The organism is Xenorhabdus beddingii (genome assembly GCF_002127545.1).
Lineage (GTDB): Bacteria > Pseudomonadota > Gammaproteobacteria > Enterobacterales > Enterobacteriaceae > Xenorhabdus > Xenorhabdus beddingii.
The window spans coordinates 46,502-71,058 of the sequence record NZ_MUBK01000002.1 but is presented as its reverse complement, the minus strand read 5'-3'; the positions used below and the strand labels follow the sequence as shown (position 1 = coordinate 71,058).

Below are 24,557 nucleotides of genomic sequence, written 5' to 3'. Positions count from 1 at the left end.
CAACGATGTTGCTGTCTGAGTCCACAGCACGATTTTTTCCTGTATATTCTGTCCATCAAGGTCGAAATAATAGCAAGTTACATGAGTGACCATCTGGAATGAGAAAACATCACTTGAGTGACATCAGTTAAGAAGTATTTCATGAGATTTAACTTTTATTGTCATCAGAAAAAATGAGTTCTCTCCCCGGACAGTCGATGTGTAAGAGGTATTCTGTGCATTATTGTATATCCTCTTAGAGAAGGATGCCGGTTATGAAATCGAAAAAAACAATTCATTCGCTATTTATGGCACAAAAAATAAAAACACCTCATGCCGTAGCGTTGAGAAGTAATAATTCATCAATAAATTATGAGGAGTTAGATAATCGCTCAACAGAGTTGGCCTGTTATTTAATTAAACAAGGCGTTAACACGGGCGACAAAATTGGCGTATATCTCCATAAAGGTGTTTCATTAGTTGTTAGCCTATTAGGAATATTAAAGGCAGGCGCTTGCTATGTCCCGCTTGATCCCTCCTATCCTCAGGAACGACTTTTGTATATCGTGCGTCATGCGAGCATTCGTTTTATTATGACTTCCCCGACATTGGCAGACAAAATATCAGTCGATGATGATAAAAAAATAGATATTACCGCACTGCATTTGAATGCATCCAGCCATTTCTCGCTGCCCGAGGTTGATGACGATTCCCTTTGTTATGTTATGTATACCTCAGGATCTACAGGCCAGCCAAAAGGCGTCATGATCCGGCATCGCACCGTGGTGAATTACCTTTGGTGGATGCAGGACGCTTTCGGAATAGCACAGCGAGATGTAGTGCTTAACCAAACCACTTTCAGCTTTGATGTATCAGTGTGGGAGATTTTCTGGCCGCTGATCACCGGTGCGAGCTGCGCACTGATTTCTGATGATATTAAGTATGATCCCCATCAGGTAATCAATTTTATACAGCAACATCATGTCACCGTGGTTCAATTCGTTCCGACGGCGCTGCGCACCATTGTTGCAGCACAAAAGCTGCAAGCCTGTAGTGAATTGCAACATATTTTTTCTGGCGGCGAAGCACTGGATCAGAAACTAGTAGACGATCTGGCTGCGCAATTTACCGGTCAAATTCACAACCTTTACGGCCCGACGGAGACCACTATTTATGCCTGCCATTGGTTGTGCCAACCCGGTGCGGATGCAACCATTGTGCCTATCGGCACCCCTATTCCTCATGTCCGAGCGTATGTTCTGGATGAACAACTCAATGAGCTTTCTCCTGGTAAAGCAGGTGAACTATATCTGGCAGGCGATATTCTGGCGCAAGGCTATATCAATGAGCCAGAAAAGACGCGTAACAGTTTTGTGACTGAACCGTTTGTAACAGATACGCCAAGCCTGATGTATAAGACCGGCGATATTGTTCGGGCACGGGAAGATGGCGTACTAGAATTTCTCGGACGCGTAGACAATCAGGTTAAATTGCGTGGCTATCGGGTGGAATTAAATGAAATAGAAGTCGTCCTTCGCAATTACAGCAGATTATCTGATGCAGTTGTGATTCTAGAAGAGAATGATGAGTCCAAGCTGTTGGAGATCGTTGCGTTTTATACTGTGAAAGAAAACGAAACCGTGCAGGAACTAGAACTAAAAGAATATCTCTACAACATCCTGCCGTTTTATATGATCCCTTCATATCTTATCGAACAGGCTTTTATACCCACGTTACCCAACGGCAAAGTGGATAAGACTTCTCTCCATCATAATTTCAAAAAAAACCTAAGACACACGGCAAAAAATATCGTACCTCCCACATCAAATATTGAAACTGAAATCATCAAAATATGGGAACAGGTGCTCAACAATAAAAACTTATCTATCCATGAAAATTTTTTCGATGCGGGTGGCAACTCATTATTAATGTCAAAGGCACATAGAGAAATCAAAAAGAACCTTGATATTTCAGTATCTATTATGGATCTGTATCAGTATCCCACCGTTAAGGCATTGAGCACTTATCTAGCTGAGAAAGGCCTTAAATCCACTTCCAGTAATAAAAGTGATAAAGCTGACAATAAATCAAATGGAGTCACCACTCATGAATAATTTCGCTAACGTACGCGATAAAGACATCGCCATTATCGGTATGGCGGGCCGCTTCCCTGGCGCGGAAGATATTACTACTTACTGGCGCAACCTGCTTGACGGTCTGGAAACGATTACCACCTTTACTGAAGAAGAATTACGCGCTTCCGATGTGGATGAAGAACTTATCGCAGCGCCGAACTATATTCGCCGCCGCGGGATCCTAGGTGATGCACAATATTTCGATGCCAGCTTCTTTGATATTACGCCCCGTGATGCGGAAATCATGGATCCACAACACCGAAACTTCCTAGAGTGTAGTTGGCTGGCTTTTGAAAATGCCGGCTACGTGCCCTCGACATATCCTGGGAAAGTCAGTGTGTTTGGGGGTACCGGAACAGCCTGGCACCTGCAACAGGCTAGCACCAATCAAGAAGTTCAGAAGCATACAAGCAGCGCTTCACTGGTCACCAACAACGACAAAGATTATATGACGACCCGGGTTTCCTACAAGCTGAACCTTAAAGGCCCCAGTATTGACGTACAGACTGCCTGCTCAACGGCGATGGTCGCGATTGTTATGGGCGTTAATAGCCTGCTGAACGGTGAAAGCGATATGGTAGTCGCAGGCGGGGTTTCAATTGATACACCGGAACGCCGTGGATACCTGTATATGCAGGGAGGAATGGAATCGGCAGACGGTCATTGCTACGCCTTCGATGCCCGAGCGAACGGCACCGTATTTAGCCGTGGCGTCGGTGTCGTGCTTCTGAAACGATTGGGAGATGCTATACGCGATGGCGATCATATCTATGCGGTAATTAAAGGCGGTGCCATTAATAACGACGGTAATATCAAAGCGGGCTTTACTGCGCCAGGTATCGACGGTCAGGTTGCCGTTGCCAAAGAAGCATTGCATCGCGCCAACGTCGATCCCGCTACCATTGACTTTGTGGAAGCGCACGGAACCGCTACGGCGCTGGGCGATCCCATCGAGTTTAGCTCGCTGAGCCAAACGTTTCAGGAATTCACTTCTGAAAATCAGTTTTGTCGTCTGGGGTCGGTCAAAACCAATATCGGTCATACCGATACCGCATCCGGCGTTGCCAGTTTAATCAAAGCCTCGCTGTCGCTGAAAAACCGCGTTTTGCCTGCTTCGCTGCACTACAAAACACCAAACCCTAACATCGATTTTGAAAACAGTCCGTTCATTATGAACACAGAAACGCACCCGCTGAACGCTAACGATAAACCGCTACGAGCGCTGGTGAATTCTTTTGGTGTAGGAGGAACGAATGCCTGCGTTATTATGGAAGAAGCACCTGAATTACCTGCCAGCAGCCCAACGGAAGGTTATCTGCTATTCCCGTACTCGGCAAAAACCCTCTCTGCGCTTGAAAAGATACGTGAAAACCTCAGGCAGTATCTTCAGCAAAATGTAGAAGTCAATCTGGCTGATGTAGCTTATACCTTACAGGTCGGACGTCAACGTATGGTGCACAGCAGAGTTGTTATTGCGCGTGACCGTGAGACCTTGCTTAGTAAACTAGCTCAACCCACAGTGATCGCGCCGCAATCAGGAAAAAATCACAAATCTGTCGTGTTTATGTTTCCAGGCCAGGGCAACCAGTATGTCAACATGGCGCGTGAGTTATACGACAGTTATCCTACTTTCCGCGAATATATGGACAGATGTTGCGCTCACCTTGAAGGTATCCTCGAACATAATCTGTACGACATCATTTTCCAGGACACAGAAAGCACGAATAAAGATCTCATCAATGAAACTCAGTACACGCAACCTGCGCTCTTTGTCGTGGAATACGCGCTGGCACAGTTATGGCTGTCATGGGGTGTGAAACCAGACTTTATGATTGGCCACAGTGTGGGTGAATATGTCGTAGCCTGTCTCTCTGGCGTATTGTCTCTGGAGGATGCGCTGACGGCAGTTGCAATACGAGGAAAACTGGTACAGCAGCTTCCGGCGGGCGCTATGCTTGCAGTGTTGATGGAAGAGGATGCTCTACGCGAACGTTTATCTGAAAGCCATCTTGAGATTGCAGCCGCAAACTATCCTGGATTGTGCATAGTCGCAGGCGGGCTGGTTGAAATTGAAACCTTTCAGGACAAACTGGAAAACGAAGGTGTTTTTTGCAAACACCTCGACACCTCTCATGCATTCCATTCTTACATGATGGAGCCGATGCTTGATGATTTCCGTAAGGTGATCGAAAAAATTACCTTTAATCCCCCGACCATCCCCTTTGTGTCCACCGTGACTGGCAACTGGATCACCAATAGTCAGGCGCAGAGTCATGATTACTGGGTTAACCATGTTCGTCAACCGGTTTTGTTCACACATGCTTTCAAAACGCTAATTGCCCAGGAGTATAACCAGTTTGTTTTTCTGGAAGTGGGTCCTGGCCGGTCGCTGGAGTCAGCCGCAAAACAGCACATCAATACGGTGGAAAACCCAGCGATTTTTTCATCCCTGCCTACGGCTAAAGATGTCGCGCTGACTGGCGAACAATTTCTAGCAGCATTAGGTAATTTGTGGTGCAGCGGCGTAACTATTGATTGGTCTGGTTATTACGACGGGCAGCGCCGTCTGCGCCTGCCGCTGCCAGGCTATCCTTTTGAACGTAAAGAGTTCCGTCTTCCGATGGTGAATATGGAAGCGTTAAGCGGGCTAGATAATCGTTCCATTAATGCGCGTAAGAGAAAACAATCAAATATTAGTAACTGGTTTTATATGCCAACCTGGCATCAGACGATCCCAGGGAAGTATATGAATGGCAAGGCCGCTTCCGTGGCGGCAGACTGTTGGGTGATTTTTACAGATAAAGAGGGCGTTGCTGATGCTCTGCTCTCACAGCTTAGAGAGGACGGTTTTACTGTTATCACCGTTGCGCAGGGTAAAGCGTACCAGGAGAACGACAATGCTTTCGTTATCGATCCTGATAACAACATGCATTACGTTAGCCTATTCAGTAGCATTAAGAAAAGAGAGTTAACGCCAACTCGTATCCTTCACTTATGGAGTCTCTCTAAGGATGATGGCAATGCCCAGTTGATTGATTCCTGTGAGATTTTACAGCGCGACGCATTTTACAGTCCAATGTACCTGCAACAGGCGCTGATTGCCGAAAACCTGTTAGACGGCCTGCGCTTGTTGCTTGTTACTAACAATATATTCAGCGTTGCGGGTGAGCCTATCGGTTCGCCGCATAAAGCCCTGCTTATTGGTCCTGCCAGGGTTTTCTACCATGAATATCATGAAGTGCGTTGTCACCTGGTAGATATTGATCTTGATGCCCCTATTGCGGACATCGCCAACCAGCTGATCGATGAAAGCAATATCGATACCAATGGCAAACTGGTCGCCTACCGTCAGCGTTATCGCTGGGAAGAGGCCTATCAACAGGTGCCGCTCTCTTCTGAAGAAAGCAATAAAATTGTTGCTATTCGCAATGATGGTGTCTATCTGATCACCGGCGGTTTAGGCGGGATCGGCATGCTGGTTGCAAAGCAACTGGCGCAGAACAGCAATGCGACATTGATCCTGACGTACCGCTCACCATTGCCGGCACGTGAAGAGTGGCAATCTTGGCTTCAAGAACACGCAGTGGATGATGCCATCAGCGAAAAACTCGCCTGTATCTTGCATCTGGAAGAACAAGGTAATCGCGTGCATCTATTGAATGTGGATGTTTGCGATTACACCGGTATGAAAGCGGGTCTGGCTGAATTCTCTCATATTGATGGCATATTCCACACTTCGGGTGTAGCCGGAGGTGGGATTATTCCCCTCAAAAACACATCTAACTGTATCGAAGTGCTAAATTCAAAAGTTCGCGGTACATTAATTCTGGATGAACTATTGGCTAACAGAACGCCGGATTTCTTCCTCTTGTTCTCTTCCATTACCGCCATTGTAGGCGATCCCGCTCGTATTGATTACTGTGCAGGAAACGCTTTTATGGATGTTTTCGCCCATTATCGTAATCAATATCGCCCAGGCTGTACTATGTCCGTTAACTGGGGTCAGTGGGGTGATATAGGAATGGCCGCACGATGGAGTAAACAGCTCAATGCAAAAGGAAGAAACACGACATTCAAGAAAATTACCGGCGATCTTCTTACGCAAATTGAAAGTACAGCCAGTGAAGATGTGTTTCGCGTAAATATTTCAGTCAATAAAGACTGGGTGATTGACGAGCATCGCTTATTAAAAACACCCACGTTAGTCGGGACCACTATTTTGTCTCTGCTGAATGAATATCTGAATGTGTTTAAACTAGGAGAAGAGTTACAAGTTAAGAATCTGATGCTGGGCACACCAGTGCTTTACCATAACACCTGGCCGCGAGAAATGAATCTGGTTGTTACCCAACAGGGTAAAGGTTACAAATTCAGCCTTAAAAGTCGCGGAATTCTGAACTTTTACTGGCAAGAACACGCATTTGGTCAGATTGGCAAAGCTAAAAAAGTGGATGACGACTATGAGCAGCCGGACACGATTCGTCAGTGTTGCCCTATCGTTATCAGCGATTACGTGCTGAACACCGACGGAGATTTTCTGGCTTTGAGTCATCGTTGGAATACGATTACTGAATTGCGTAAAAATGAGACCGAATGGTTTATTCGTCAGGAGCTGTTAAAAGAATTCGCAAGCGACCTGCAACGTTACGCTTTTCATCCGGCAATGATTGACTCGGTCGCTATCGCATGCTTGTCGGGCTTAACGGAAAATCATTTTCTGCCAATCAGTTATGGACAAATTTGTTTTCATGCGCTACTAGAAAAAGAATGTTTTGTTCATGTGAAATTAAATCAGCCCTATCAATCCCTGGATAACACCATTGTTATGAACATTGTATTCTTCTCGGCGCAAGGTAAGCGGTTGATGACAATTGAGAATTATACGTTAGTTAAGATCGTGGATAATAATCAGGTAGGTACCGACAAAACCAATAAAGTGACCGAGGTAAAAGTTAATTTACAGAATAAAGACATCCTCTATTTTGAAGGGCAAGAAGCTATAAAACGAATTCTTAATCACTTGGAATTCCCACAGTTAGTAGTGGTATCGTCTGATTTGGAACAATTAATTTTTGAAGCGATTCCGGAAAAAGAAGATAAAGATAGCTTACAAATCGAATCCAGTATTTCAGATTCACATACCCGTCCAGCTCTATCGATGGAATATATTGCACCAGAAAATGATATTGAAAAAGAAATCGCAAAAGTATGGCAATCCGTTCTTGGAATATCTGGTATTGGCGCACTGGACCATTTTACAGAACTGGGGGGTAACTCTCTGTTGGCTGTACAAGTTGCATCTATCGTATCAGGTATCTTTGAAATTGATATTCGAGTGGATCTTTTCTACCAGGATCAAACTATCAGAGGCATGGCTAATCTGTTAGTTAACGAATTAACTGGGTAAAAAATAAGTATCGAGTTGTAGCTGCTGGTGCACATTATAACGCGACATTATCCTAGGAAGAAAAGAACATGAAAAACAAAAGCGATGCCATTCGTTCATTAAGTTTGGACGAAATAAAAAAACTGGCTCGTCAAAAAAAAACACGAACCGCAGCCAAGACACAAGGTGAAATTCAACGTTGCACCGATATTGAACGTAAGCAATTTCCGCTGACTAGCGCTCAAAAAAGCATTTGGTTGCTTGATCAATACCTAGAAGATAAAAGAGCCTATAACAATTCCTATGCTTTTGTTTGTCATATGGCTCTTGAATTCAATCAGGAACAGGTATGTCAGGCATTAACGTTATTAACCCGTAAGCACTCTATTTTACGCACAACATTTCAGGTGATTAATGGCGAAATAATGCAAAGTATCTCGGATGATATTATTTTTGATTTCGTCTATGAAGATATCGTAGCCATGCCGGAAGAGGTGAAAAAAAGTTGGATTGATAAGCGAGCTCTTAAAGAAGGATGCCGAAATTTTGATCTATCCCGTGGGCCACTGTCTTATTGGCGGATGATTAAAACCCAGCTTAATGAATATGTTATGATGTTAACGCTTCATCATATTATTTCTGACGGCTGGACCATAAATCTCTTTTTCAGGGAGTTAATGGAAATCTATTTCCAACTGGAAAATGGCATTACACCAGCAGTTGATGATTTTTTGCAATTCTCTGACTACGCACTGGCAGAAAACCAGTGGCAAATTAACGGTTATTATGACCGAGGCTTGGCGTACTGGAAAAAACAACTGGAGGGTGTACAGGGTATCCTGAATATTCCCACCGACGCGCCACGTCCTGCACGAATGAGTTCAGCTGGTAGCATCGTCAGCCAGACATTAGATAGTGATTTGCAAAAAGCGTTAAGTGTGCTGTGCCGTAAACATAACGTCACACTATTTCATGCTATGTTAACCGCATGGCAAGTCATGCTGCACTTCTATAGTGGTCAGAATGAAATCATTGTCGGGATTCCTTTCGCAAACCGAAATCATGCGTCGAGCCGGGATTTGTTGGGACTTTTTATGAACACACTGCCACTGCGGGGTGATGTTCGTGCGGAGTTCCGTTTTGATGAAATGTTAGCCCAAGTGCACACGAACTGTGCAGAAGCGATGCTTTATCAGGACGTTCCTTTCAATATTATCCTCGAAAACATCAGTTTCGCTCGCTCGCATCAGGTTAATCCACTGTTCCAAGCTATGCTGAGCTATCAGGTTTTCCCACATTTCTATGATGATAACCAAGCATCGATCAAACCCTTAAAGGTAGATTATGGCGTTTCAAAAACCGATCTTAACCTTTGGGTCGAAGAAGACGGCGATAAGCTGTTATTGACGCTCTACTACAACTCGATCCTTTACCGTGAAAGCACGGCCAGACAGATGCTGGAACATTTCCAATCGATACTATGCCAGTTCGTGGACAATCCGCATATCACCCTCGCGCAGATCTCGTTGTTGAGTGACGAAGAACGAAGCCAGTATCAGACCTGGAGCCCTCAACCGCAAGCCGATTGCGCATCAGTACACCAACAATTCGTCCTGGTCGCCCATAACACCCCGCACCAGATGGCGGTGCGTTGCGATGATAGTGCGCTGAATTATCAACAGGTAGAAGAACAATCAGAAAATTTGGCTCAATATCTGCTGGCGGAGGGTTTACAACCTGGTAATGTGGTCGGTATTCATATGGAGAAGGGCAACGACTACGTGATAGCCATTATGGCTATTTTGCGCGCCGGCGGATGTTATCTCCCGTTGGATATCACCCTGCCGCGTGAACGGTTGGCGTATATGATCGATGATGCTTCGGCACACTGGATACTCACCGAGAGCGATAATGTCACGTTTGACGGGACGACTTGCCTCAGTATTCATTTGATACCCCAATTTCTTACTCGACACCCGCTGCCGAACGTCGCTCCGGATGCCCCCGCCTATCTCATTTATACCTCAGGTAGTACAGGCACGCCGAAAGGCATACAGGTCAATCACGCTCAACTTGCTTGCTATTGCGATAACGCTCGTCAGGTCTTGCAACAACCTGCAGGGGCGCATTATGGTATGTTCTCCAGCTTCACAACCGATTTGGCTCATACCATGCTTTTCCCCGCTCTGACCAGCGGCGGTTGTTTAAACATTATCAGCAATAGCACATTACAGGATCCGTCCCGGCTGGCAGAATTATTCACGCGTCAGACGCTCGATTGCATAAAAATCACGCCATCCCATCTTAGTGCGTTGTTACAGGGTGAAAACGCGGCCGCTCTGCTTCCATCCTCCTTGCTAATATTGGGAGGCGAGCGGGTGCCCTGGTTGCTGGTTAAACATTTGCGAGCGCTGGATGCCCGCTGCCGCATTTTGAACCACTATGGGCCAACCGAGAGCACCGTAGGGGTCACAACATGGGAAGTAATGCCGGACACACATGTGCCGGAAGGCGGTTATCTGCCCATCGGTAAACCTTTCCCCGGTGTACAATTGCTGATTTTAGATAATCAGTTCCAACCAGTGGCTGACGGTTTGCCGGGTGAAATCTGCATTGGAGGCGCGCATCTCAGCGCTGGCTACATTGGCAGTCATTCGCACAAAAACGCCAGTGCCTTTATTCCCCATCCACTGCTTAAAGATGAACGCCTGTACCGTTCTGGCGATAAAGGACGTCGCTTGACAGATGGCAATATTGAGTACTTAGGGCGTATCGATCGCCAAGTGAAAATCCGCGGATTCCGGGTTGAACTTGCTGAAATCGAACACGTTCTTCATCAGTGTCCCGGCGTAACTCAAGCCGCTGCGTTAGTAAAACCGGTCAGTGACGATGAGCAACAATTACTTGTCTTTTTCGCACTGGTACCCGGGTGGCAACAGGATGAGATTAAAGATTATGCTCGTGCCCGGTTACCTCACTTTATGTTACCGGACAGATGGTTATGGCTTGAGTCGATGCCGCTCACTGCCAGCGGTAAGATCAACTATACTCAGCTGAACACAATGGCGCTGTCGCGCAATACCGTGTCTCGACGCCCACAAAGTGAAACGGAGTACCAACTGCATCAGCTTTATTGCGACGTGCTCAATCTTAGTGATATCGATATTGATGACAAGTTTTTCCAGCTGGGCGGCAATTCGATCAATGCGCTAAAACTAGTGATGCAAATTAACCAGCAATTCGGTACCGCTTTATCTCTGGGACAGTTGATTGAACATAGCAGTATTTCGCAATTGGCGCAGTTTGTGGAACAGGCCAGCACTTCGCAGGCGTTGACTTCTCTGGTGACGCTGAACAAGGGTGACGAGAGCCAGCCTACCTTCCTGATGGTTCATCCAGCAGGTGGCAACGTACTCTGCTATTACCCCATGTTGCAACCTCTGGAGTCATGCTACCCGGTCTACGGTCTTCAGGTCGCTGATTTTAGTCAAATTCACGACTATGACCGCGAAATATCCTCCCTAGCCGCATTCTACCTGCGGCAGGCAAAGGATCTGCTCCATCGCCAAAAACTGATTATTGGCGGCTGGTCGCTGGGCGCGACTATCGCTTTCGAAATGGGCCAACAGATCGCCAGTATCACAGGCTGCGCACCAACGCTTCTGGTGTTTGACCAGCCAGCGCCGCAAGTGCGCGTTGATGACGCTGAAAATATGAGCGACGATGATCGTCTGGTTTATTATGCCCACAAAGTCGCGATGTTTACCGGCACGCATTTCAATATCTCACAAGAGAAATTGGCTGCGATGAGCCATGACGAACGCACCTATCTGTTTATGAGTGAATTTCAACGCGCAGGGTTGATCCCTGCTTCACTGAGTTTTAAGCATTTTCGTTATTTTCTGGTGATTTTATGGGCGCACATCAATGCCTGCGATCGTTATGTCGGTGCGCCTTATGCCGGAAATATTGTGGTAGCCGAAGCGCTGGAGGATTTGCCTGGAAGGATACGGTTGCCTGTGCCTGGGCTTGGCTGGCAGAGCCTGGCGGATAAAGCTATCACCATTCTGCCAGCGCAAGGCAATCACATCACCATGATGAACGAACCTTTCATCACAGAACTTATTCAGCGTGTAAAACAGGTGCTGCTATGAGTACAACCGAGCAGACAGTTACCTTGAGTATTGAGGGAAACCACAAAGAAAATTCAGGGGTATCCTTCCGTAGCTGGTGCGCCGTTATTGGTGGCCTGCTCGGCGGCTTTATAGCCATTCTGGATATCCAAATAACCAACTCGTCAATGAAGATTATTCAGGGCGCGTTATCAGCCACGTTAGATGACAGTTCGTGGCTAATAACCTCTTACTTTACCGCTGAGATCATCTCCATTCCCCTGTGCGGCTGGCTGGCAAAAGCGTTTGGTACCAGCCGCTATGCATTGTGGTGTATCGGCAGTTTTCTCGCTTCGTCAATACTGTGTTCGTTTTCATGGGATCTTAATTCCATGATTGTCTTTCGGGCGTTACAGGGATTCGGCGGTGGCGCTCTGATCCCTCTCTGCTTTCGCCTGATTATTGAAGTCTTACCGAGGGAAAAACACCCCCTCGGAATGTCTTTATTCAGTATTGTGGGTACTTTTGCTCCGGCAATTGGCCCCTCTCTGGGCGGTTGGCTGACAGATACGTTCTCCTGGCATGCTATTTTTTACATTAACATCGTACCTGCTGTTTTCGCTTGCGGCCTGATAAACTATGGGATGAAATGCCCGCCCATTCGTTGGCAGGTGATTCTCGACGGAGATTTTATTGGCATCCTCACTGCGATGCTATGGTTAGGCTCATTGGAAGTCGTTCTGGAAGAGGGACGTAGTCTGCACTGGCTGGATTCTAACCTTATCTGCTCGCTTATCGTGATTTCTGTCGTGGCATTTTTAGGGTTCGTTTATGATCAACTTGTGCACCCTTCCCCATTAATTAACATCCGCATGTTCAGAAACGCAGCGTTCTCGTATGCCTGCATTATGTTCTTTATGCTGGGTGTCGCTATTTATGGCACGCTGTTCATGGTACCGTATTATCTTACAGCTGTGCATAACTATGATGCTCTGCAGATTGGCAATGTTTTGATTTGGATGGGATTACCGCAGCTGGCAATCCTCCCATTTATCCCGAAGTTGCTTAAGATTTTCAATCTTAAGTATATGATTTTCATCGGTTTCGCCGGGCTGGCCATTAGTTCATTTATGAATGGACATATGGATAGCAATTTCGCCGGACAGCAGATGAAACTCTCGTTACTGATTCGCGCGCTGGGGCAACCCTTTATCATGGTGCCACTTGCCATGATTGCTACCCGTAATGTCCAGTCCAAAGATAACGCCTCATCCGCTATTCTGATTAACATTACCCGCAGCGTTGGCGGCTCAATGGGCACAGCTATTCTTTCCTCCCGCTACGTTAATCATACGTGGATGCTGGTTGCACAAATCAAATCGACGATAGCTGCCGGTAGCGATGCGTTTAATCGCTATGTGGATAGCGCCAAAACACTTTTGATCCATCATGGTGGCTCGCTAAATAGCCTAAACATTCGACAAACTGCCTACGCAATGTTAACTAACAACATTAAGATGCAGGCACAGATCATCGCCTTTAATGACATTTTTTATGTGATGGGCGGGATGATGCTGACCACAGCGATCATGGTATTGTTCGCAACGAAGAATTTCCGGCTGTTCCAACCTTCACAGGAGAAACAATAAAATGCACCAGAATACATCCTATACTTTTCTGCATTACCTGCGCTCTCCTGTAGCGTTGCTGAATATCATCGTTCCGTTAGCGCTTTACCATGGCGCGCTGTACTTATTTGGCATTGGTACAGCGTTGCTAATCAGCGCTGGTTGGGCCTCATTTCTCGCGCTACAAAGCAAAAATCGTCAGGCTACACTGGCCGTTGTGCTGATGATCCTGCTTTCCGGTCTATGCCACTATTTATTCCTGCGTCATCCGGCGTGGCTGCCCGTTCAACGGGAGGATGTTTTTCTGTCGCTAAGCAGCGCATTAACGATTGCGGTGGTTTTCCTTTTTTATTCGCTACGCGGTGAACCCGTTATCCAGACTTTAGCCGAACAGGCAAGACCACAACTTAGGACACTGAACATATACGGCTCACCAGCCTATTTTCGCGTCTGGCAAGAAATATCCCTGACATGGGTAGCCGTTTATCTGTGCAAAGCGATCCTAGTTTACCTACTGTATTACTTACACAGTTCATTATTGAATACATCCCTGCCAGTGGTTGGGTGGCCGTTAACGCTGGCGATGATATTTTTTAGTGTTCGCTGGCCACGTTATCGTTGGCAGGCAAAAACGAAGTAGTCCTGAGTTTTTGCCTTACACCGAGAGAGTCACCCATAACCTACTTGTTTAAAGGTAAGCAGATCATGATACATTACGAAAACAAAGCCATCGTACTGGTCAGGCACCCTGAAGGCCCCTTACAACTCAGCGAGTTCCGCATGAAGATAACGCCTGTGAGAGATCTGGAGCCAGGCGAATTCCTTATCGCCAATCAGTGGTTATCGCTGGATCCCTACATCCGCTCACGCCTGAACTTCAGTACAGATTATGTTAACTCCATCCATTGCGGTGACGTTGTCGCCGGAGAAACGGTCGGCGTTGTGGTGGCGTCTCGCAACCCGAACTTTAACGAGGGCAGCAAAGTCTTCGCATATTCAGGCTGGCAGCAGTACTACATCAGCAACGAGCGAGATTTTATTGTTCATACCTTGCCGCAGGTCGAGCTACCCGACACCATTTTTCTGAATACCGTGGGTACACCAGGACGCGCTGCCTATTTTGGCATGATGCGTATCGCTAAACCGCATGCAGGGGAAACATTGGTGGTATCAGCGGCCTCTGGCGCTGTGGGATCAACCGTAGGGCAGATTGGCAAAATGGCGGGCTGTCGGGTAGTAGGTATCGCTGGTAGTGAAGAGAAATGCCGGTATGTCGTTCATGAGCTTGGTTTTGACTTCTGCGTTAACTATCGAGACAGCGATTTCAAACACCAACTGCGCCAGGCTTGCCCGAACGGCATCGATATTTACTTCGAAAATGTCGGTGGCCGAATTTCGGTGTTGGTCGCACAATTATTAAATGACGGTGCCCGCGTACCGGTTTGTGGCAATGCGGCTAATTACGATCAATCATCCAGCATTGCAGCTTCCAGCCCTGCTGACTTTTTTTCCTCTCTGCCAAATCCGCCTGTTAACCGTTTCTTTCTGGTAACGGAATGGTTTAAGGATTACCCGGAATCGGATGCGTGGCTATTGAATGCACTTCATGACGGAAAACTTAAATATCGGGAAACGTTAATTGATGGGTTGGAAAAAGCTCCGCAAGCTTTTATCGATCTCTTAAACGCCAGACATTTTGGAAAACAAATTGTCAGGATTAGCTGATCTATATCGTCAGGAAATGTTGTCTCCACTTTTTCCTGCGGTTGTACATCTTATGCGTTATGCGGCAATTGCCAATGAAATACGTTAAAAAAATCTTTATTCTATTCATTGTGGTTTCGATAATGGCTGGTTTCCTGTACTGGTTATTATACTGGCGCTATATCCAGACTACCGATGATGCCTATACCCAAAACGATATCACCAATATTAGCGCCCGTGTTAGCTCTCAGGTGATGATGTCCTATATCACCGATAACCATGAAGTAAAGCAAGGGCAGCTTTTAGCTGTTCTCGACGATCGCTCTTATAAGGTCGCGATCCTGAAAGCAGAAACTGATGTTGCAAAAACGACGGCTGCGCTGAGTAATGCGCGGGCTAATGCAAAGATGCAAGAAAGCATCATCAACCAGTACAACAGTGCTCTTATTTCAGCCAAAGTTAACGAAAAATATGCCTCTCAAGAGTTGAGCCGCGTCAACCAACTTGGTGCACACCATTATATCACCCAGAGCGATATAGAAAAAACTGACAGCATGCACAAAGTCGCCGTTGCCGACGTAGCAAAAGCACAAGCAAGTCTAGAGACTCAGCAGGCTAAACTGGCGGTGCTGAAGACCACCATTGCACAGGCTCAGGCGCAACTAAAACGTGCGCAGGCCAGCCTAGCGGATGCACAACTACAATTAACCTATACGCGAATTATTGCGCCTGTTTCCGGAGTGATAGGAAACCGTAATCTTCAGATTGGTATGTTTACCCAAGCCGGGCAAACTATCGCCAGTATCATCCCCAAACAGCAGCCGTGGGTTATAGCTAATTTTAAGGAAACGCAGCGAGGCAGGATGAAGCCAGGACAAGCTGTTGATATCACTATCGATAGCTATCCCGGTGAAGTGTTTAAAGGCCACATTGAAAGCCTAGCGCCGGCGACCGGTTCTGTGTTCGCACTTTTGCCCGCCGATAACGCCACTGGGAACTTTACAAAAATTGTGCAACGTTTTCCGGTCAAAATTGTTTTCAATAAACCGATAGCAATGGCGATCGGGTTATCTTGCGAGGTCACAATAGATACACGTCATATGATTTTGTCGCATTAGCACGTCATGATTTGAGTAACGTCCACTATTGCTGTGAGTTCAACCGATGGATGCAACACATTGGTTAAATCGTTCTGCTGGTAATTTTTGGGCCTGTTTAATGAGAGCTGATATCACAGTTGTTGTTTTATTGTCACTGATTTTGGCGAGCATAACGTAACCCTTCACCCGTTCTCCATTGACACAAAAGTGTGATGGTTATCTCTTGATCCGTTTTTTCTCTTGCTTGCTCCAGCCAGACCACGCAGGGCATCGCCGACCACTGAGCGCACTGAAAGACACGAATACGGTCGTACGTTGTCTGCCCAATCAATGGCTGATCCGTTTGTGGCGGACATGTGGAGCCAAATAAGACCCCGACTTACCGTCATCAGGTGTTTGAGTGCTCCCCTGGTCAGATAATCCTTTCAGTTAAAATCCCCCATTTTAGTGTTGGTTGGAAAGCAAGGTGAGATGACCGGAGGCTTACGCTGAACGCAGCAGACCCTTGAAGCACAGGATATTCCCTACCGCCATGATCGCGAATTATTACGGCAGGCCATCGAGCACACCCTGCAAAAATTGGGTTAATGATTTCCGGCGCTTGAGTCGATAACGGGGCAGATGGAGAGCGGGATGACTCACTCTCCATGCCGTGTTTATTTCGATGTTGCAGGCATCCCACTCAAGCATGGCATTTAAGCGTTGGCAATAAACTGCGCCCTCAATGCCTGTACCTGATCACGAACGTTGGCCGCCTGTTCAAATTCAAGATCCCGTGCATGTTGGTACATTTTATCTTCCAGTTCACGGATTTTAGTCTCTAACTCTTTCGCCGAAAGTTTATGGTAATCATCCGCGCCCAAAGCAACTTTGCCTTTGCCTTTCGTTTTGCCTTTGCCATTGACTGATTGACCAATTTTCAGGATATCGCCGATTTTTTTGTTCAATCCGGTTGGCACGATACCGTGTTCTTCATTAAATGCCTGCTGTTTGGCACGACGGCGCTCAGTTTCCCCAATGGCTTTCGCCATAGAATTCGTGATCTTGTCCCCGTACAAAATCGCCTTACCATGCAAGTTACGCGCTGCACGGCCAATCGTCTGGATCAGGGATCGTTCTGAACGCAGGAAGCCCTCTTTATCAGCATCTAAAATCGCCACGAGGGAAACCTCTGGCATATCCAAGCCTTCCCGCAGCAAGTTAATCCCGACCAATACGTCAAATTCCCCCAAACGAAGATCGCGGATAATTTCCACCCGCTCGACCGTATCAATATCGGAGTGGAGATAACGTACCCGCTCGCCATGCTCTTGCAAATATTCGGTCAAATCTTCCGCCATGCGCTTGGTGAGGGTGGTGACCAACACTCGCTCATTTTTCGCTGCACGGAGACGGATTTCAGACAATAAATCATCCACCTGAGTTGCCACCGGACGAACTTCAACTTCAGGGTCAATCAGCCCCGTCGGGCGTACAACCTGTTCCACTACTTCGTTGCCGGATTTTTCCAGTTCATAGTGGCCGGGGGTTGCTGAAACATAGATGGTCTGTGGGGCCAGCGCCTCAAACTCCTCAAACCGCAATGGGCGGTTATCCAGCGCTGAGGGCAAACGAAAACCATATTCCACCAGTGTTTCCTTGCGGGAACGATCCCCCCGGTACATGCCACCAATCTGTGGAATGGTGACGTGAGATTCGTCCACCACCAGCAAACCATCTGCCGGAAGATAGTCAAACAGGGTTGGGGGCGGTTCACCGGCGGAACGGCCTGACAGATAGCGGGAATAATTCTCAATGCCAGAGCAATACCCCAATTCATTCATCATTTCGAGATCGAATTGTGTTCGTTGGGTGATACGTTGCTCTTCCACTAACTTATCTGACCCCAGCAACAGCTTACGCCGTTGAGCCAATTCAACCTTAATTTCTTCCATCGCCTGAATAATTCGCTCACGCGGTGTCACATAGTGGGTTTTGGGATAGATGGTATAACGCGGCATATTGTACTGAACCTGACCGGTCAGCGGGTCAAACAGGGAAAGACGCTCAACTTCATCATCGAACAATTCAACGCGCAGCGCATGTTGATCCGACTCTGCGGGAAAAATGTCAATCACCTCACCACGAACCCGGAATGTCCCACGCTGGAAAGCCTGATCATTGCGGCTGTATTGCAGTTCCGCCAAACGACGCAGGATCGCCCGCTGATCAATTAACATGCCCTCAGTTAAGTGCAGCATCATTTTCAGATAACTATCGGGATCACCCAGACCATAAATCGCGGAAACGGAAGCCACGACAACCACATCACGACGTTCCAATAAGGCTTTTGTTGCCGATAGGCGCATCTGCTCGATATGCTCATTCACTGACGCATCTTTTTCAATAAAGGTATCAGAGCTTGGCACATAGGCTTCGGGTTGGTAATAGTCATAATAGGAAACAAAATATTCCACCGCATTCTCAGGGAAAAATTCTTTCATTTCGCTATAAAGCTGCGCAGCCAATGTCTTATTGGGTGCGAGGATCATGGTTGGCCGATTCAAATTTGCGATAACATTGGCGATGGTAAACGTTTTGCCTGAACCCGTTACCCCAAGAAGTGTCTGATGAGCCAGACCATCTTCCAGCCCTTCCTGTAATTGGCTGATAGCCGAAGGCTGATCACCGCCAGGTTTGAAATCAGAATATAACTTGAATGCCTTGTTTGTTTCTTTACTCATTTTTCCCCCACATTTATGTACAAATGTACAAAAGCCCCCATGCCTATCCGTACACAAAAAAAACCTCTTTATGATACTGGATAAAAAACCAGCTTCAAGTCAGTTAGCAAAATAATATTTTTTTATTTTTAAGAGAAGACTCAAGCAGTACAGTAGCGAGAAACTATAATTTACCGCAGAGTGATATTAACGGTTGTGTAACATTGGTGGCCACTATTTTTATCCCCAGATAATGAGCTTGCTTTTTTCTATTTTTGTATTAGCTACTGAAATGATAAAGCATCGAATAACAAAGGAAGGTAAAAATGGATTGATTTTATTTAATGAGTTGATTTTTATCATAAAAAAAATCAAGGAGAGAATAACAGCAAATCTTGCGCAGACCGCGTATTATCTTGCATCGGAATACTTTTCTAAAACTAACACACAGGGTTATCCACAGGAATAGTGGATAACTCAGCAAACCCTATTGGGCATGGGAGGTTGCGGAGTTATCTTCGTTTATCAATTTTTCCTAAAATGGCATATTTTTATCCCGTTTTGGAATGGGTTTACGCTATTTGTTGATCAAAAATGGATCAAACCTTGTTGAAATAACACGGCTTTGCCACCAGAAGATCACATTAACGATCCCTGCGGAAAATGATTTTAGCTAACGCAAAGTAAACAATTAGTTAACCAATGAATCAATGCTTATATATTCCCCTATTTTATTATTATCAAAGGAGCCGCCCAAATGGGGAATAATTCCCAACAACGGCGCCGTAATCATGCGCGTCAACGTCGCCAAATACTCAGCCTGACGCTGACCTGCGGGTTCAATTTCATTGGCAACCCAACCTGCCAGTTTCAATCCTGAATGTTGAATCGCTTTTGCCGTGAGAACGGCATGGTTAATACAACCTAATTTGATCCCCACGGTCAAAATGACCGGTAAGTTCTCCAGAATGACCCAATCAGCAAAAGTCGTGTTTTCCGATAATGGCGTATACCACCCTCCCGCCCCTTCAATTAAAACCCAGTCAGATTTTGTGATCAGGGCTTCCAAGCCTTGTGATAATACGGAAAAATGAATTGGCTGATTCAGTTCAGCGCTCACGATATGGGGCGATGTCGGCTCCACAAACGCCAGAGGGTTCACTTCCTGATAAGTTAATGGCACGGCACTATTCCGTTGTAAAGCCAGTGCATCCCCATTACGTATCCCTGAAATCGTCATGTCACTGCCTGACGCCACGGGTTTATAACCTGCTGTTTGATATCCTTTTTTATTCGCCGCTTGCAGTAAGGCACAACTGACGACGGTTTTACCCACCTCAGTATCAGTTCCGGTCAGAAAATATTTATTTGTCACAATAAATAACTCCAAAAACAAGGTGATAGCTTAATGGGTAGTGCCCATTATTCCGTGGATAGGCTTCAGCAAGCGCATTTAAACGTTTTCGGGTCATTAACCCCTGCTGGCGACCGTGATGAAGATGCGTCGCCCCGATCCCTTTCAAAGAATTCAGCAAAGGCAGGAGCTGTGGATAATGCTGGCAATATTGCCGAAGAATGACTTTATGTCGATAAGGCTGGCAGGCTTGTGTGATTTCCCGCTGTGGCAGAAATTGATTCGTGTGCCGGTAATTATCCACTTGTCCCCACGCGGTTTCCAGCTCATGCAGTGATCCCTGTGCGAGCGTGGAAAAGACGATAAGGCCACCAGGGCGGGTAACCCGGTAAAACGCCTGCAAAGCACATGGCAAATCATTACACCATTGCACGGCCAGATTGCTGAAACAGAGATCTACGCTGTTAGCTGCCAGTCCCAAGTGTTCGATATCCCCTTGCAGGTAATAATCAGCAGCGTGTTGTCTCCGGGCGTGACTCAACATACCAGCAGCCAGATCCAATGCGATGACGTGTTTGTTTTGCTGTTTCCAACGGGCACTAAAAAAACCGGTTCCGCACCCCGCATCCAATACCCGCGCACCGATATTTTCCGCTTGTGCCAGTTCCATCAAGTATTCACCGGTTTGCTGTTGCAGTCTGGCCACCGTGTCATATTTGGAAGCCGCCCGCCCAAAAGCGCCTGCAATCGCCTGTTTATCAACCGGTTTAACCGCCAGATCCATGTTGTGCCTCCCATAATGCCGCCAGTAATAGATCAATATCCTGTCGTGTGTGACTCGCTGTCAGTGTAATACGCAAGCGGGCGCTTTCAGGGGGAACGGTCGGCGGCAGTATGGCTTTAACCCATAGGTTTTTCTGCTTAAGACGCTGAGATAATGCAATCGCCTGTTGATTGTCACCGATAATCAGCGGCTGAATGGCCGTTCCTGAATCCATCAACGCAAAAGGTAAGTGCTGCGCTTCATGGCGAAAATAGCGAATGTTGTTGTGCAGCATCTGACGTAATTCATCTCCTGCCCTGATTTGTTGTACCGCTTCAGAGAGAGCCACTGCCTGCGCAGGGGGCATTGAGGTACTGTAAATTAGATGGCGAGCGAACTGGAGCAGGTATTCTGCAGTTTGCCCATCACATAAAATGGCCGCCCCGCTCAACCCAAAGGCTTTGCCAAAGGTGACAACCAGGATCTCCGGTTTGACATCTTGCACCCAACAACTGCCACGCCCTTCATCACCGTGAATTCCGATGCCATGGGCATCATCCACCATCAACCAACTCCCTGTGGATCGGGCTTGCTGCGCAATGGCTTCAAGCGGCGCACAATCGCCATCCATGCTAAAAATACCTTCCGTGACGACCAGTGTTTTACCTGCACACGCTTTTGCCAGATGGTGCTGCAAAGAATCCACATCATTATGCAGAAAACGCCGAAGCTGGGCGGGAGAGTGCATGGCCGCTTCCATCAGGGAGGCATGACTAAGACGATCCGCAATAATGCGATCCGCTTTTTCCATCAAAGCCGCAATCACGCCCTGATTGGCGGCATAACCCGAAATAAACAGCAAGGCACGCGAGTAGCCCAGCCATTCAGCCAATTGCTGTTCCAGTGTGTCATGTGCTTGTGTATAACCCGTAACATGTCCCGAACCTCCACTACCCACACCATATTGCTCCGCACCCTGCTGCCATGCCGCAATAATCCGGGGATGTCGGCTCAGGCCAAGGTAGTCGTTACTGGAAAAATTGAGATATTGACCGTCCGGAGTAGACAATAAGCGTCCATCAGCGCCCTGATGGACTTGTCTGCTGCGCCATAAAGAGGTTCCCCGACGTTCGGCCAAACGCCGGGAGAGTGAATCTGACCAGTTCATCATAGTGCCGCATTATAAAATTGTTCGTTATCCGCATGATGAAAAATGGCTTCAGTCAAATTCTGTTGCTGCTGATTATCCCCAAATGCCGTCTTTGTCTGTTGCGGGTTAATCCCCAAACGGCGGAACAACTGGAGATCTTTATCTTCGCCCGGATTCGGCGTGGTCAGCAATTTACAGCCATAGAAAATAGAATTGGCGCCAGCCATAAAACACATGGCCTGAGTCTGTTCATTCATCTGTTCACGCCCGGCGGATAAGCGAACATGAGATCCGGGCATCATGATCCTCGCGACGGCAATCGTGCGGATAAAGTCAAAAGGATCGACATCTTCATTGTCTTCCAATGGTGTTCCCTTTACTTTTACCAGCATATTGATCGGTACACTTTCCGGCGGCTTCGGTAAGTTCGCCAATTGCACCAGCAATGCCGCCCGATCGCGTATTTGTTCACCCAAGCCAACAATGCCGCCTGAGCAGACTTTAATGCCGGCATCCCGGACATTATCCAGTGTATTCAGCCGATCCTGATAACTGCGGGTCGTGATGATATTGCCGTAAAATTCAGGCGAGGTATCCAGGTTATGGTTGTAGTAATCCAGACCTGCCTCGGATAAGCGCCGGGCCTGAGACTGATTCAACATTCCCAGCGTCATGCAGGTTTCCATTCCCAGCGCCTTGACTTCCCTGACCATTTTTTCCAGATACGGCATATCACGCTCATGCGGATTCTTCCAGGCCGCTCCCATGCAAAACCGGGTTGAACCGGCATTTTTAGCCTTGTGCGCGGACTCAATGACTTTTTCCACTTCCATCAACCGCTCTTTTTCCAGACCTGTTTTGTAACGGGAACTCTGTGGACAATATTTGCAATCCTCGGGACAAGCGCCCGTTTTGATCGACAACAACGTACTGACCTGTACCTGCTGTGGATCAAAATGTTCGCGGTGCACCTGCTGTGCCTGAAATAACAATTCAAAAAAAGGTTTATCAAACAATCCTTGTGCTTGCTTGATAGTCCACTGTTGACGTTCGCTCACAATAACCTCTCCAATGTGAAAAAATGTTGTCAGTTTAAATAACGCCGTTATCATGTCAACCAAAACTAACGTCAATAGGTTTACAACAAAGTGATAATGAATCCTTCGGATATTGAGTTTGACCGGCGCCATATTTGGCATCCCTATACCTCCATGACTCATCCACTGCCCACCTATCCTGTCGTATCTGCGGCAGGTGTGGAGTTAGTTTTATCAGATGGCCGCAAGTTAATTGATGGTATGTCCTCATGGTGGGCTGCCATCCACGGCTATCATCATCCTGTACTCAATCAGGCAGTAAAATCGCAGCTCGATAAAATGTCCCATGTTATGTTTGGCGGCATAACCCATCCCCCTGCGGTGGAACTGTGCAAGCAATTAGTGGCGATGACGCCGGCTCCTCTGGAATGTGTTTTTCTGGCGGATTCTGGCTCTGCCGCGGTAGAAGTTGCCCTAAAAATGGCATTGCAATACTGGCAAGCCAAGGGAGAAACGCGCCAGCGCTTCCTGACCCTGCGTCACGGTTATCACGGCGATACTTTTGGCGCCATGTCTGTCTGTGATCCCGACAACTCCATGCATAATTTGTATAAAGGCTATCTCCCAAACCATCTGTTTGCTGATGCGCCTCAATGCCAGTTTGGTGATGAATGGCAGCCGGAGGATATCGATTCTTTTAAACGCTTATTACTGCAATATCATGCTGAAATCGCCGCCGTTGTTCTGGAACCGATTGTTCAAGGGGCAGGCGGAATGCGGATTTATCATCCAGAATATCTGCGTCAGGTTCGCCGGCTCTGTGATGAATATCAGATCCTGCTGATTGCCGATGAGATCGCGACCGGATTTGGACGGACAGGCAAACTCTTTGCCTGTGAACATGCCCAAATCGAGCCGGATATTTTATGTTTAGGCAAGGCATTGACGGGGGGATATATGACATTGTCAGCCACACTGACGACCCGTCATGTTGCAGAAATCATCAGTCAAGGTGAAGCGGGTTGTTTTATGCATGGCCCAACTTTTATGGGAAATCCGCTGGCATGTGCGGTAGCCAGTGCCAGTCTTAAATTACTTTCTGACAGCCCGTGGCAGCAACCTATTCAATCCATCGAAGCTCAACTAAAAGCAGAATTACGGCCGTTAAAATCACATCATGCCGTCGCAGATGTTCGGATATTGGGAGCCATAGGTGTGGTTGAGATGAAACGCCCCGTTGATGTCGCTTCACTGCAACGCCATTTTGTTCAACAGGGTGTGTGGATCAGGCCATTTGGCCGGTTAATTTATTTAATGCCACCGTATATTATTCAACCAGAACAACTATCAAAACTGACCCATGCGATCGCTGATTCAATGGGTTAAAACTTGAAAGACAGCGGGTCACAGGGCAATCGCCCTCCCGTGTGACCCAATATCAGGTCGGCGTGGAGGAAATGCCTAACCGAAGTCAGCAAGCAAGGCTTTTTTCAGAAATGGAAAAATC

14 protein-coding genes are annotated in these 24,557 nt (G+C 47.0%); 8 read left to right on the top strand and 6 right to left on the bottom strand.

What is annotated here, in order from left to right:
* The first annotated feature begins 254 nt into the window (after window positions 1-254).
* The 7 genes from Xbed_RS01515 to Xbed_RS01485 all read left to right on the top strand — a co-directional run bounded on the left by Xbed_RS01515 (window position 255) and on the right by Xbed_RS01485 (window position 16,062).
* The gene (locus Xbed_RS01515) at window positions 255-2,093 is read left to right on the top strand and encodes a non-ribosomal peptide synthetase (protein WP_086111184.1); all 1,839 of its coding nucleotides are present in this window, start codon (window positions 255-257) and stop codon (window positions 2,091-2,093) included.
* Window positions 2,086-7,521, top strand: a complete 5,436-nt coding sequence (locus Xbed_RS01510; RefSeq protein ID WP_086111183.1) for a type I polyketide synthase — start codon at window positions 2,086-2,088, stop codon at window positions 7,519-7,521. The genes Xbed_RS01515 and Xbed_RS01510 overlap by 8 nt, the downstream gene beginning before the upstream one ends.
* A gap of 68 nt (window positions 7,522-7,589) precedes the next feature.
* Window positions 7,590-11,654 carry a non-ribosomal peptide synthetase gene (locus tag Xbed_RS01505; RefSeq protein WP_086111182.1) on the top strand — a complete coding sequence of 1,355 codons (4,065 nt, stop codon included), beginning with the start codon at window positions 7,590-7,592 and terminating at the stop codon, window positions 11,652-11,654.
* Window positions 11,651-13,261 carry a DHA2 family efflux MFS transporter permease subunit gene (locus Xbed_RS01500; RefSeq protein WP_086111181.1) on the top strand — a complete coding sequence of 537 codons (1,611 nt, stop codon included), beginning with the start codon at window positions 11,651-11,653 and terminating at the stop codon, window positions 13,259-13,261. The genes Xbed_RS01505 and Xbed_RS01500 overlap by 4 nt, the downstream gene beginning before the upstream one ends.
* A 1-nt stretch (window position 13,262) precedes the next feature.
* The gene (locus tag Xbed_RS01495; RefSeq protein ID WP_086111180.1) at window positions 13,263-13,880 is read left to right on the top strand and encodes a hypothetical protein; all 618 of its coding nucleotides are present in this window, start codon (window positions 13,263-13,265) and stop codon (window positions 13,878-13,880) included.
* Between the two features lie 65 nt (window positions 13,881-13,945).
* Window positions 13,946-14,965, top strand: a complete 1,020-nt coding sequence (locus tag Xbed_RS01490) for an NADP-dependent oxidoreductase (protein ID WP_086111179.1) — start codon at window positions 13,946-13,948, stop codon at window positions 14,963-14,965.
* Window positions 14,966-15,087: 122 nt separating this feature from the next.
* On the top strand, window positions 15,088-16,062 hold the full coding sequence (locus Xbed_RS01485; protein ID WP_244182383.1) for an HlyD family secretion protein: 975 nt from the start codon (window positions 15,088-15,090) through the stop codon (window positions 16,060-16,062).
* 133 nt (window positions 16,063-16,195) lie between these two features.
* On the opposite strand, the gene Xbed_RS19675 is transcribed toward Xbed_RS01485, so the two are convergent.
* The 6 genes from Xbed_RS19675 to bioB all read right to left on the bottom strand — a co-directional run bounded on the left by Xbed_RS19675 (window position 16,196) and on the right by bioB (window position 23,071).
* Window positions 16,196-16,375, bottom strand: coding sequence for a hypothetical protein (locus Xbed_RS19675; protein ID WP_167371851.1), 180 nt, complete (start codon window positions 16,373-16,375; stop codon window positions 16,196-16,198).
* 364 nt (window positions 16,376-16,739) lie between these two features.
* On the bottom strand, window positions 16,740-18,767 hold the full coding sequence (gene uvrB, locus Xbed_RS01480) for an excinuclease ABC subunit UvrB (protein WP_086111177.1): 2,028 nt from the start codon (window positions 18,765-18,767) through the stop codon (window positions 16,740-16,742).
* Between the two features lie 670 nt (window positions 18,768-19,437).
* Entirely contained in the window at window positions 19,438-20,121 is a 684-nt protein-coding gene (gene bioD / locus Xbed_RS01470) for a dethiobiotin synthase (protein ID WP_086111175.1), read from the bottom strand.
* On the bottom strand, window positions 20,111-20,884 hold the full coding sequence (gene bioC, locus Xbed_RS01465; protein ID WP_086111174.1) for a malonyl-ACP O-methyltransferase BioC: 774 nt from the start codon (window positions 20,882-20,884) through the stop codon (window positions 20,111-20,113). Before bioC ends, bioD begins: the two co-directional genes overlap by 11 nt.
* On the bottom strand, window positions 20,868-22,031 hold the full coding sequence (gene bioF / locus Xbed_RS01460) for an 8-amino-7-oxononanoate synthase (RefSeq protein ID WP_086111342.1): 1,164 nt from the start codon (window positions 22,029-22,031) through the stop codon (window positions 20,868-20,870). The genes bioC and bioF overlap by 17 nt, the downstream gene beginning before the upstream one ends.
* The gene (bioB, locus tag Xbed_RS01455; protein ID WP_086111173.1) at window positions 22,031-23,071 is read right to left on the bottom strand and encodes a biotin synthase BioB; all 1,041 of its coding nucleotides are present in this window, start codon (window positions 23,069-23,071) and stop codon (window positions 22,031-22,033) included. The genes bioF and bioB overlap by 1 nt, the downstream gene beginning before the upstream one ends.
* A gap of 96 nt (window positions 23,072-23,167) precedes the next feature.
* Here bioB and bioA point away from each other — a divergent pair, with 96 nt between their 5' ends.
* Complete coding sequence (bioA, locus tag Xbed_RS01450; protein WP_086111172.1) at window positions 23,168-24,436, top strand: adenosylmethionine--8-amino-7-oxononanoate transaminase; 1,269 nt, start codon at window positions 23,168-23,170, stop codon at window positions 24,434-24,436.
* The last annotated feature ends 121 nt before the right edge of the window (window positions 24,437-24,557 follow it).